General features: G+C 60.8%; 11 protein-coding genes. 4 read left to right on the top strand and 7 right to left on the bottom strand.

Annotated elements, in window-relative coordinates; translation table 11 throughout:
• Window positions 1-2 precede the first annotated feature (2 nt).
• Together P3C29_RS00465 and P3C29_RS00460 are read left to right on the top strand one after the other, a co-directional pair.
• A complete protein-coding gene (locus tag P3C29_RS00465) occupies window positions 3-572 on the top strand; it encodes a CsiV family protein (protein WP_010176350.1) in 570 nt (189 codons plus the stop codon).
• 9 nt (window positions 573-581) lie between these two features.
• On the top strand, window positions 582-3,272 hold the full coding sequence (locus P3C29_RS00460) for a DEAD/DEAH box helicase (RefSeq protein WP_177075715.1): 2,691 nt from the start codon (window positions 582-584) through the stop codon (window positions 3,270-3,272).
• 93 nt (window positions 3,273-3,365) lie between these two features.
• Here P3C29_RS00460 and nagZ read toward each other — a convergent pair whose 3' ends face one another.
• Window positions 3,366-4,376, bottom strand: a complete 1,011-nt coding sequence (gene nagZ, locus P3C29_RS00455) for a beta-N-acetylhexosaminidase (protein WP_010176353.1) — start codon at window positions 4,374-4,376, stop codon at window positions 3,366-3,368.
• Between the two features lie 170 nt (window positions 4,377-4,546).
• The gene (locus tag P3C29_RS00450) at window positions 4,547-5,254 is read right to left on the bottom strand and encodes a TetR/AcrR family transcriptional regulator (protein ID WP_010176354.1); all 708 of its coding nucleotides are present in this window, start codon (window positions 5,252-5,254) and stop codon (window positions 4,547-4,549) included.
• Between the two features lie 262 nt (window positions 5,255-5,516).
• On the opposite strand from P3C29_RS00450, the gene lexA reads away from it, so the two are divergent.
• Complete coding sequence (lexA, locus tag P3C29_RS00445) at window positions 5,517-6,125, top strand: transcriptional repressor LexA (RefSeq protein WP_003172575.1); 609 nt, start codon at window positions 5,517-5,519, stop codon at window positions 6,123-6,125.
• Between the two features lie 10 nt (window positions 6,126-6,135).
• On the top strand, window positions 6,136-6,609 hold the full coding sequence (gene sulA / locus P3C29_RS00440) for an SOS-induced cell division inhibitor SulA (RefSeq protein ID WP_010176355.1): 474 nt from the start codon (window positions 6,136-6,138) through the stop codon (window positions 6,607-6,609).
• A gap of 203 nt (window positions 6,610-6,812) precedes the next feature.
• On the opposite strand, the gene P3C29_RS00435 is transcribed toward sulA, so the two are convergent.
• The 5 genes from P3C29_RS00435 to fadA all read right to left on the bottom strand — a co-directional run bounded on the left by P3C29_RS00435 (window position 6,813) and on the right by fadA (window position 12,114).
• Window positions 6,813-7,046, bottom strand: a complete 234-nt coding sequence (locus P3C29_RS00435; RefSeq protein ID WP_003218969.1) for a hypothetical protein — start codon at window positions 7,044-7,046, stop codon at window positions 6,813-6,815.
• 174 nt (window positions 7,047-7,220) lie between these two features.
• Window positions 7,221-7,742, bottom strand: a complete 522-nt coding sequence (locus P3C29_RS00430; RefSeq protein ID WP_275963682.1) for a DUF6586 family protein — start codon at window positions 7,740-7,742, stop codon at window positions 7,221-7,223.
• 126 nt (window positions 7,743-7,868) lie between these two features.
• The gene (topA, locus tag P3C29_RS00425; protein ID WP_010176358.1) at window positions 7,869-10,490 is read right to left on the bottom strand and encodes a type I DNA topoisomerase; all 2,622 of its coding nucleotides are present in this window, start codon (window positions 10,488-10,490) and stop codon (window positions 7,869-7,871) included.
• A 114-nt stretch (window positions 10,491-10,604) separates the two neighbouring features.
• Window positions 10,605-10,841: a DUF1653 domain-containing protein gene (locus tag P3C29_RS00420; RefSeq protein WP_010176359.1), complete on the bottom strand. Its 237-nt coding sequence runs from the start codon at window positions 10,839-10,841 to the stop codon at window positions 10,605-10,607.
• 97 nt (window positions 10,842-10,938) lie between these two features.
• Window positions 10,939-12,114, bottom strand: coding sequence for an acetyl-CoA C-acyltransferase FadA (gene fadA / locus P3C29_RS00415; protein ID WP_010176360.1), 1,176 nt, complete (start codon window positions 12,112-12,114; stop codon window positions 10,939-10,941).
• Between the last annotated feature and the right edge of the window lie 8 nt (window positions 12,115-12,122).

Here is a 12,122-nt window from a genome sequence, read left to right as displayed (position 1 = left end):
CAATGCGCCTGTTCCGCATTTTGAGCTTGTTGTTGGTGGTCGTTGCTCCTTCGGCGTTTGCCGACAGCCCGTACCTGGTGGAGATGATCCTGGTGCGCCAGAACGCCGAGCCGGTGATCAATAGCCGCGCGGCGCCGGAAAACTGGGACGCCGGCGCGCCACGCCTGCCGGCCGACAAAATGAGCCCGCCGCGGCTGGGCAACATCGTCGACAAACTCAGCGCCGACAGTAATTACACTGTGCTACTGCACCGCGCCTGGGACCAGAACCTCGGTGACCAACCCGTGAAACTGGCCATCAGCGACGGTCAGGAACAGTTCGGCCAGTTTCCCATCGAGGGCACACTGAGCCTGCAATTGGGGCGCTTTACCGATATCGACGCAGACTTCTGGATCAACCAGTTCGACGCCAACGGCAGCGTCATCGCCAGCGAGCACCTCAGCCAGCAAGACGTGCGCACCAAGAATAACCAGCTCAACTACCTGGACGGCGGCCACCTCGCCCTGCTGATCAAGATCACTTCGCTGACCGCCAAGCCGCCCAGCGCTCCACCGCCCGACGTCCAGGACTGATCCAGCACCATGCCCCTGACGTCGTCGTTGACCAAACCCCTGGCCCCTTCGTGGGCCAATCGCTTTAAAGAGCAAAGCCTTGAGCGCGGCCGGCGCTACGCCCTGGAAAACCGCGTGCGCATCGTCGAGTCCGGCGACAGCACCATCATTGCCAGCTGTGAAGGCTCGGGCGGCAATGTCTATCGCCAGACCATCTCCCTGCGCGAATCCGCCAAGGGCACGCTGATCCTGGTAGACAGCCGTTGCACCTGCCCCGTGCACACCAACTGCAAACACATCGCCGCGGTGCTGCTCAAGGTCCAGGAAACCCTGGCCTACCCGGCGGCGGCCCAGGATGCCGAGTTGCTGGAGAAGCTCCAGGCGGTGCTGGATAACCGCGTGGTGCTGCCGCAAGTGGTGATGGAGGACGTACAGCCGGTGCCACGCTTGTGGCTGGCCAGTATCGAGTTCAGCGCCTTCGAACCGCGCAACGGCAAGATGCAGCGTTACATCCAGCATCGCGCGGCGTTGTCCTTCAACTATCTGGGCAACTACGTCAGCGGCCAGAAAAACGCCGACATCATCGTGCGCCAGGAACAGCAGAGCCTGCGGATCAAGCGCCACCCCGAGGTGGAGCAGCAGTTTCGCGAACAGCTGCGCCTGCTGGGCTTCAAGATCGCCACACGCCAGAGCAAGGCCCTGCCGGAAAGTGCCGGCGAACTGTTCGAAATGGTCAATGACAGCGCCTGGCTGAACTTCACCCTGAACGCGTCACCGACCCTGCGTGCCCAGGGCTGGGAATTGCAGATCGATGAGGATTTCGGTTTCGACCTGAGCGCCGTCGACGACTGGTACGCCAGCGTCGACGAAATGCCGGAGCGCGACTGGTTCGACCTGGAGCTGGGGATCATCGTCAACGGCGAACGCCTGAGTTTGCTGCCGATCCTGCTGAACCTGATGCGCTCCCACACCGAGATCCTCAACCCGGAAAAACTCGCCCGGCGCCGTGATGACGAACTGATTCTGGTGAACATCCCCGGCCTGCCCAATGGCCACGGCCCGCTGCAAGTGGCGCTGCCTTATGGCCGGCTGAAACCGGTGCTGGCAACCCTTGGCGAGTTCTACCTGCAAGAACCCGGCACCACCGCGCTGCGCCTGGCCAAGGCAGACGCCATTCGCCTGAACCCGCTGGAAGACCTGCCGCTGCAATGGGAAGGCGGCGAAAAGATCCGCAACTTCGCCCAGCGCCTGCGGGACATCAAGGATTTCAGCTGCGAAGCGCCCGAAGGGCTGAATGCGACGTTGCGCCCTTACCAGCTGGAAGGCTTGAGCTGGATGCAGTCGCTGCGCCAGCTCGACGTCGGCGGGATTCTTGCGGATGACATGGGCCTGGGCAAAACCCTGCAAACCCTGGCGCATATTCTCAGCGAGAAAATCGCCGGGCGCCTGGACCGGCCGTGCATGGTGGTGATGCCCACCAGCCTGATCCCGAACTGGCTCGACGAAGCCGCGCACTTCACGCCGCAGCTCAAAGTATTGGCGCTGTATGGCGCCGGGCGTAAGAAACATTTCCCGCAGTTGCAGGACTACGACCTGCTGCTGACCACCTACGCCCTGCTGCCCAAGGACATCGAGCAACTGGCCGCCCTGCCCTTGCACGTGCTGATCCTGGACGAAGCGCAGTACATCAAGAACCCCAACAGCAAGGCCGCCCAGGCGGCCCGTGAACTGAATGCCCGCCAGCGCCTGTGCCTTTCAGGTACGCCGCTGGAAAACCACCTGGGCGAGCTGTGGTCGCTGTTCCACTTCCTGCTGCCGGGTTGGCTGGGGGATGTAAAAAGCTTCAACCGCGATTACCGCGTGCCGATTGAAAAGCGCGGCAGCGACGTGCGATTGCAGCACCTCAATGGTCGGATCAAACCGTTCCTGCTGCGCCGTACCAAGGAGCAGGTGGCGACCGAACTGCCGCCCAAGACCGAGATCATCCACTGGGTCGACCTCAACGAAGCCCAGCGCGACGTATACGAAACCATGCGCCTGGCGATGGACAAGAAAGTCCGCGACGAGATCACCCGCAAAGGCGTGGCCCGCAGCCAGATCATCATCCTGGAAGCGCTGCTCAAGTTGCGGCAGGTGTGCTGTGATCTACGCCTGGTCAATGATGCAACCCTGCCGGCAAAGGGCAGCAGCTCGGGCAAGCTCGACAGCTTGATGGAGATGCTCGAAGAGTTGTTTGCCGAAGGGCGCAGGATCCTGCTGTTTTCCCAGTTCACCTCGATGCTGAGCCTGATCGAAGCCGAGCTGAAGAAGCGTGGCGTGGCCTACGCGCTGCTGACCGGGCAAACCCGGGATCGGCGCACGCCGGTGAAAGACTTCCAGAGCGGCAAGCTGCAGATCTTTCTGATCAGCCTGAAAGCAGGCGGCGTGGGGCTTAACCTGACGGAAGCGGACACGGTGATTCACTACGACCCTTGGTGGAACCCGGCGACGGAAAACCAGGCGACCGACCGCGCGTATCGCATCGGCCAGGAGAAGCCGGTGTTCGTCTACAAGATGATTGCCCGGGGCACGGTGGAAGAGAAAATCCAGCATTTGCAGAAGGAAAAGTCTGATCTGGCGGCGGGTGTTCTGGATGGGCGGACGACGGGGGATTGGAAGCTGGGGAATGAGGACATCGAGGCGTTGTTTGCGCCGTTGCCTCACAAGCAAGAGAAGCGCTGACTTTAAGACCGCTATCGCGGGCAAGCCCGCTCCCACATTTGGAATACATTTCCCTGTGGGAGCTGGCTTGCCTGCGATGGACGCGACACGGTCTTAATCAATCAATTGAGCATCCCGCAGCGCACTCAATGCCGCCAGCCAACGCGGATCCTGCTTGTACTCGGTCGACGCCACCGCCTGCCCACGCATCCGCGCGATACGCGCCGACGGCGTGACTTTCATGCGCTGGGCCGCGCTCAGGGCCAACTCGGCGGCGGCGCGGTCGTTGCACACCAGGCCCATGTCGCAGCCGGCCGTCAGCGCGGCTTCGATACGGCTGGCGGCATCACCGACCACATGCGCACCGGCCATGGACAGGTCGTCACTGAAGATCACCCCGTCGAACTGCAACTCGCCCCGCAGGATGTCCTGCAACCAGCGCCGGGAGAAACCGGCCGGTTGCGCATCCACCTGTGGATAAATCACGTGGGCCGGCATAACGGCCGCCAGTTGCTTGCTCAGCCGTGCGAAAGGCACCAGGTCATTGGCGCGAATCTGTTCCAGGCTGCGTTCATCATTGGGAATCGCGACGTGGGAATCGGCTTCGGCCCAGCCGTGGCCGGGAAAGTGCTTGCCGGTGGCCGCCATGCCGGCGCTGTTCATACCTCGGATAAAGGCACCCGCCAACACGGCGGCGCGCTCCGGGTCGCCTTCGAACGCGCGCGTGCCCACGACGGCGCTGCGCTGGTAATCGAGGTCCAGCACCGGGGCGAAACTCAGGTCCAGGCCAACCGCCAGCACCTCTGTCGCCATGATCCAGCCACACTGCTCGGCCAACTGTTCAGCATTCGGATTGTCAGCCAGGGCGCGCATCGCCGGCAGCCGCACAAACCCCTGGCGCAAACGCTGCACCCGGCCGCCTTCCTGGTCGACCGCCAGCAGCAGGTCCGGGCGCACCGCACGAATCGCGGCACTCAACTCACGCACCTGGCGCGGGTGCTCGATATTGCGCGCAAAAATGATCAGGCCGCCCACCTCGGGCTGACGCAACAAGTGACGATCTTCAGCCGTCAGCCAGGTACCGGCGACGTCCACCATCAAAGAGCCTTGCAGGGCTTGAGTCATAAAGCTTCCTTAAATAACGCACGCAGCCCGGAGCCCTCGCGAGATCGCATCGCCAGGATTAAATCTGGAGACGGACGCTCAGCGAGCGCAACGGGCTGTGGATAAATAGCTGAAATCGGCATGGGCGGCTAGCTTAGCGGATGCAAGCGGCCGCGCACACCCGAAAGGGGTTAAACCTTGGCCGGCGCCGGCACCGACTTGCTGCGCGGGCGCAACTGGGCGGCGGCCATGGCCTGGTCGGTGACACCGGTTTCGGCCCGCATGCCGGCGGCGAGAAACGGCACCATCAGGCGCATCACCTGCTCAATGGAGGTGTTGACGCCAAAGTCGGTCTCGGCAATCGCACGCAGGGCCTTGATCCCGGACATGCTGAACGCGGCAGCGCCGAGCATGAAGTGCACGCGCCAGAACAGCTCGATTGGCGGGATACGCGGTGCGGCCTCATTGACCAGCAACATATAGCGGCGAAACACCTTGCCGTACATGTCTTCCAGGTAACGACGCAGGTGGCCCTGACTCTGGCTGAACGCGAGGCCCAGCAGGCGCATGAAGATCGACAGGTCATTGCCGCTGCGAGGCTGGACCACAAGGGCCTGCTCGACGAGGATTTCCAGCAGGTCTTCCAGGCTTGGCTTGTTTTCAGGCTTGGCCTGGCGACGCTCCAGCTCACGATCGAGGCTGATGCAGAAAGGCCCCAGGAACCGTGAGAACACAGCCTGGATCAGCGCTTTCTTGGAGCCGAAATGATAATTCACTGCCGCCAGGTTGACCCCGGCCTTGCTGGTAATCAGCCGCAATGAGGTTTCAGCAAATCCTTTTTCCGCGAACAACTGCTCGGCAGCATCGAGAATGCGTTCAACGGTTTCCGACTGGGCCATGGCTACTCCGCCTGACAAACACTTGTTTGAAACATACGTTTCAAGCTATGTCTTGTCAAGCCTGCAGGTCCGTTTGCGGCCGGCCGGTCACCGATTTCATGGCCATTTAATCACATTCGCCAAGGTCTGTAGGCAGCGCTGTCTTCAGCCTGTAGGACAGGTGACAAATGACCGTCCAGCGGAGTGACTGAAAACGGTGATTGCCAAGCGCAGTCCACTGTATATAATCCCAGTCACTGTATAAAAAGACAGAGCGATCAACATGCTAAAACTGACGCCACGCCAAGCTGAGATTCTGGCTTTTATCAAGCGCTGCCTCGATGACAACGGCTACCCGCCGACCCGGGCGGAAATTGCGCTGGAACTGGGATTCAAGTCGCCCAACGCTGCTGAAGAACACCTCAAGGCCCTCGCCCGCAAAGGCGCGATCGAGATGACCCCGGGTGCTTCACGCGGCATTCGTATCCCTGGCTTCGAAGCCAAGGCCGACGAGTCGACACTGCCGATCATCGGCCGGGTCGCAGCCGGTGCGCCGATCCTGGCGCAGCAGCACGTCGAGGAATCCTGCAACATCAACCCGACCTTCTTCCATCCCCGTGCCGACTATCTGCTGCGGGTCCATGGCATGAGCATGAAGGACGTGGGCATTTTCGACGGCGACCTGTTGGCCGTCCACACCACACGTGAAGCCCGCAATGGCCAGATCGTCGTCGCCCGTATTGGCGATGAAGTGACGGTCAAACGCTTCAAGCGCGAAGGCAGCAAGGTCTGGCTACTGGCCGAGAACCCTGAGTTCGCGCCGATTGAAGTGAACCTGAAGGATCAGGACCTGGTGATTGAAGGCTTGAGCGTCGGCGTAATTCGCCGCTAACGGAGGCATCATGCAGTTCCTACAGACCCCACAACACACTCAGCTGTCGCTGTTTGAGGCCTTTATGGCCCAGCCCCTTGCGCCCATCCTCAAGGAAACGGTCGAAGCGCCCTGGAGCGCCGAACCCGAGGCGTTCAGTGAACTGTCGTTGCGCGGTGCTGCCGGGAGCTGCCTCAGCCTGCTGGCGCCGATTCTTCGCGAATTGAGCGAGGAGCAGGATGCACGCTGGCTGACGCTGATTGCCCCGCCATCCAGCCTGACCCAGGCCTGGCTGCGGGACGCCGGCCTGAATCGCGAGCGTATCCTGTTGCTGCAACCCCGCGGTGCTCAGAGCGCCCAGCAACTGACCTGCGAAGCCTTGCGCCTGGGCCGTAGCCATACGGTGGTCAGCTGGTTGAACCCGCTGACTACAGCGGCCAGGCAACAACTGGTCAGCGCCGCACGCACGGGCGATGCGCAGAGCTTGAATATTCGGTTGGGATAAAACGATGTGCCACTGGCCAGCCCTGTGGAGGGGCTTGTGGCAGGGATTATTGTGGTGAGCGGGCTTGCCCCGTGCAGGGCTGCGAAGCGGCCCCAAAACAGGCACTGTGGAATACCTGATACATCGCGTTCATTCTATTGAGGGCCGCTTCGCAGCCCAGCGCGGGGCAAGCCCGCTCACCACAATAGGTCCACTCAACACAATCAGTGAAGAATTCGCGGACCGTCTTCCTTCTCAGGCTCGCCTTCAGCCAAGCGCCCCGCCATCTGCACGCCTACGCTCAACATGGCTTTTGCCACTTCCACGTGCTGGCCTTGCAGGAACGCTTTTGCGTCCTCGGAAAAATCCAAAATCACCAGAGAACCCTCGTCCTCAGCCCGGCGCAGCTCGATTCGGCCGTCGGGCAGTTCAACAATTTCCAGAAAGGACGTTGGCATAAAAGTCTGTTCTCCACGAAAGGCCGGCATTATATCAGTGTTGTGACGAGCGGGCTTGCCGACGTTGGGCGGCGCAGCAGCTCCCCGACAGCTGACACTACTGGCCCTGAAAAACCTCGGAGCCGCTTCTCAGCCCAACGGGAGCAAGCTCCCTCGCCACAAAAGCCTGGGCCCTCAACACTCGTTCAACCCATCCCGAAACCGAATGGCCAGCTTCTTCAGCTCCTGCCGCCAGCTTTCCAGCTCTTCCCGGCTCAACGGCTCAGGCCCCTCTTCGTCCAGGCTCACGGCCACGATCAGCGGCTGGGTCACGTCGCCTTTGGGCGTGTGTTTCACCCGTGGCGGCTGGAACATCTCAGCGTGGGCCAGCAGCAAACGCGCCAGCCAGCTGTCCGGGCTCTGTGCCATCTCCACCAGCTCGGCCAACTCCGGGATGGCCATGGCCTCCAGCACCTCACGGTTGATGATCATCTCTGCACGCGGCGAACCGGCCTGAGGCAAGCGATAGAACCCGGCAATCTCATGACACAGGCCGAGCAAGGCGCCGTACAGGTGGAACAGCGCGGCTTCACGCCCGGCCTGTACCAGCGCGATAGCGTTCATCTCCTTTCCTTCCTCGGCACGGCCAAGGGCTTCCAGGGACAAACCCGCGAAGTAAATTTTCTGGTTGGTACGGGTATAGAGTTCGTTGGCCATGAAGGCAGTCTCCACAACGAATAAGGCGTGATGCTGGCTGAACAGTGTCACGGATCAACCAAGTCCACTGCAAGCGCAAAAAAAGGCCGCCCATACAGGCGGCCTTTGTTGATGCGGCTGATCGAATCAAGCGCCCTGGCGCTTGTCCTCGACCTTCCACTTGCCACCGTCATAGAACGCTTTCCAGCCGGTAGGCTTGCCTTCAACCTCGGTCTGCACGTACTGCTCCTTGGTCTTGCGGCTGTAGCGGATCACGGCCGGGCGACCGTCCGGGTCCTTCTTCGGCGCTTCGCAGAGGAAGTGGTACTTCGGATCGATCTCGTCCTTGTGGGGCACAATCTCGAGCACCAGCGGGGCACGGGTCTCGCGGTTTTTCGGGAACTGGCTGGCAGCCAGGAACAGGCCCGAAGCGCCATCACGCAGGATGTAGGTGTCGTTGACCTTCTCGCATTTGAGTTCAGGCATCTTCACCGGGTCCATCTTCGGCGGCGCCGCGTCACCGCTTTTCAGCAGTTTGCGGGTGTTCTTGCAGGTCGGGTTGGTGCAACCGAAGAACTTGCCGAAACGGCCGGTCTTGAGCTGCATCTCGCTGCCACACTTGTCGCACTCCAGGCTCGGACCTTCGTAGCCCTTGATCCGGTAAGTGCCCTCTTCGATCTCGTAGCCGTTGCAATCCGGGTTGTTACCGCAGATGTGCAACTTGTGCTTCTCGTCGAGCAGGTAGGCATCCATCGCCGTGCTGCAGATCGGGCAACGGTGCTTGCCACGCAATACCAGCGACTCGGATTCACCCTCGTCATCGGCAGCGATTTCATCTCCCGGCACCAGGTTGACGGTAGCCTTGCAGCGCTCTTTCGGCGGCAGGCTGTAACCCGAGCAACCCAGGAACACGCCGGTGGACGCGGTACGGATCTGCATCGGGCGGCCGCAAGTGAGGCACGGAATGTCCGTCATCACTGGCTGGTTGGCCCGCATGCCGTTCTCGGCGCTTTCAGCTACTTCGAGTTTCTTCTTGAAGTCGCCGTAGAACTCGTCGAGCACGTTTTTCCAGTCGCGCTCGCCCTGGGCCACGTCATCGAGGTTCTCTTCCATGCCGGCGGTGAAGCCGTAGTCCATCAGGTTGGAGAAGCTCTCGGACAGGCGCTCGGTCACGATGTCGCCCATCTTTTCCGAGTAGAAACGACGGTTGTGCAGCGCAACGTAGCCACGGTCCTGGATGGTGGAAATGATCGCCGCGTAGGTCGAAGGGCGACCGATACCGCGTTTTTCCATCTCCTTGACCAGGCTGGCTTCCGAATAACGCGCCGGCGGCTTGGTGAAGTGCTGGGACGGGTCGAGCTTGATCAGCTTCAACACATCACCCTGGGCCATGTCTGGCAGCACGTCGTCGTCGCCCGGCTTGGCGATTTGCGGCATCACGCGGGTGTAACCGTCGAACTTGAGGATACGGCCCTTGGCGCGCAACTCGAAGTCACCAGCCCCCACGCTGACGGTGGTGGACAGGTATTGGGCCGGCAGCATCTGGCAAGCCAGGAACTGGCGCCAGATCAGCTCGTAGAGGCGCTCAGCGTCGCGCTCCATGCCGCTCAGCTTGCTCGGCTCGGTGTTGGCATCAGACGGACGAATCGCTTCGTGAGCCTCTTGTGCGCCTTCCTTGCTGCTGTAGACGTTCGGCTTCTCCGGCAGGTACTTCTTGCCGAACTCACTTTCAATATAAGTGCGCGCCATCGCCACTGCGTCTTGCGACAGGTTGGTGGAGTCGGTACGCATATACGTGATGTAGCCCGCTTCATACAGACGCTGGGCCATCATCATGGTCTTCTTCACGCCGAAGCCCAGGCGGTTACTCGCGGCCTGCTGCAGGGTGGAGGTGATGAACGGCGCCGACGGCTTGCTGCTGGTCGGCTTGTCTTCACGCTTGACGATGCTGTAGCTGGAAGCCTTGAGCTTCTCCAGCGCGGCCATGGCCTGGGCTTCGTTGAGCGGCTTGAAGGCCTCGCCTTTCTCGCGGGCCACTTCAAAGCGCACGTTGTTACCCTTGGCAGTGCCCAGGTCAGCGTGCACTTCCCAGTATTCTTCGGGGTTGAACGCACGAATCTCGCGCTCACGCTCCACTACCAGTTTCACCGCAACCGATTGCACACGGCCGGCGGACAGGCCACGGGCGATCTTTGCCCACAGCAGCGGCGAGACCATATAACCGACCACGCGGTCGAGGAAGCGACGGGCCTGTTGGGCATTGACGCGGTCAATGTCCAGTTCGCCCGGCTTGGAGAAGGCTTCCTGGATCGCCTTCTTGGTAATTTCGTTGAACACCACGCGCTTGTAGCGGCTGTCGTCACCACCGATGGCTTCCCGCAGGTGCCAGGCAATAGCCTCCCCTTCGCGGTCCAAGTCGGTTGCGAGATAGATGGTGTCAGCATCTTTGGCGAGCCGGCGCAGCTCTTCGATGACCTTTTCCTTGCCCGGGAGGATCTCGTACTTGGCTTTCCAGCCATGATCGGGATCGACACCCATGCGCGAGACCAGCTGCTTGCGCGCTTTCTCTTTAGGCGTGAGCACCGGACCTTCGCCCGCAGCCGCCTTGCCGCGCTTGGCGGCAGGCTCCTTGCTGGCGCTAGCCGAACCGCTGGTGGGCAGGTCTCGGATATGGCCGATACTCGACTTCACCACGTACTCGTTACCCAAGTACTTGTTGATGGTCTTGGCCTTAGCCGGGGATTCCACAATGACCAGCGATTTGCCCATGGATCGGAAAATTCCTGAATTCGAGAAGTGAAAGGCGGTTGGCGCCTGACGCGGCAACGCTATATATAGTGGCAACAAGGTGAGGTCAAGCGCAGCATTCTGCGCGGCCTGCCTTTATTGCGCGGAAAAAAGGCTGGGTTCGACCTGGATCAAAGCAAAGCGCGGGACCTGTTCGCCGTCAACTTCGACGGTCTCCAGGAACATGCTCAAGGGACGCACCCAAAAGCCGTAATCGCCATACAGTGCTTGGTAAAACACCACTTCCTCTTCGGTCTCGGAATGCCGCGCCACATTAAAAACGCGGTACTGGGGACCTTTATAATGCTGGTAGAGCCCTGGTTCGACTTTCATGCTCTGGCCCTCTTACAAAATTTGTTAAAAAAAAATATAAAAAATTCCAAAAAACAAAAACCGGGGCACTGGGCCCCGGCTTCCGTCAACGAAACGTTTAGATACGTTCGAAGACGGTGGAGATGCCTTGGCCGAGACCAATGCACATGGTTGCAACCCCAAGGTTGCCGCCATTTTGCTTCATCACGTTAAGCAACGTGCCGGAGATACGCGCACCGGAGCACCCAAACGGGTGACCCAAGGCAATCGCGCCGCCGTGCAGGTTAACCTTCTCGTTCATCTTGTCGAGCACTTTCAAATCTTTCAGCACTGGCAGGGCCTGTGCGGCGAAAGCTTCGTTGAGCTCGAAGAAGTCGATGTCGGAGATGGTCAGGCCTGCGCGCTTCAATGCTTTTTGTGTGGCCGGTACTGGACCATAGCCCATGATTGCCGGGTCCACACCTGCGACTGCCATCGAACGGATCACCGCCATCGGCTGGATGCCCAGGTCCTGGGCACGCTGGGCCGACATCACGATCATGCACGAAGCACCGTCGGTGATCTGCGACGACGTACCGGCTGTCACGGTGCCGCCCTTTGGATTGAAGGCAGGCTTCAAGGCCGCCAGGCTTTCCAGGGTGGTGTCCGGACGAATGGTTTCGTCGTAGTCGAACAGTTTCAGGAAACCGTTCTCGTCGTAGCCGTTCATCGGGATGATTTCATCCTTGAACTTGCCTTCCAGGGTCGCCTTGTGGGCGAGCTGGTGGGAGCGCAGGCCGAATGCATCCTGGGCTTCGCGGGTAATGCCGTGCATTTTGCCGAGCATTTCTGCGGTCAGGCCCATCATGCCCGAGGCTTTCGCCGCGTACAGGGACATGTGCGGGTTCGGGTCGACACCGTGCATCATGCTGACGTGGCCCATGTGCTCCACGCCGCCGACCACGAACACATCACCGTTACCGGTCATGATCGCTTGGGCAGCGGTGTGCAGCGCGCTCATGGACGAACCACACAGGCGGCTGACGGTCTGGCCGGCAGCGGTGTGAGGGATCTGCGTCATCAGGGAAGCCATGCGGGCGATGTTCCAGCCCTGCTCCAGGGTCTGGTTGACGCAGCCCCAGATCACGTCTTCGACTTCGTTAGGGTCGACCTTGACGTTGCGCTCCAGCAATTTGCTGATCAGGTGCGCCGACATGTCTTCGGCGCGGGTGTTGCGGTGCATGCCGCCCTTGGAGCGGCCCATCGGAGTACGACCGAAGTCGACAATCACGACGTCTCTTGGATTCAAGCTCATAAATATTC

It is taken from the genome of Pseudomonas sp. 1912-s, from assembly GCF_029269205.1.
Lineage (GTDB): Bacteria > Pseudomonadota > Gammaproteobacteria > Pseudomonadales > Pseudomonadaceae > Aquipseudomonas.
The sequence above is the reverse complement of the archived record's forward strand: the minus strand, read 5'-3'. Positions and strand labels throughout refer to the sequence as shown.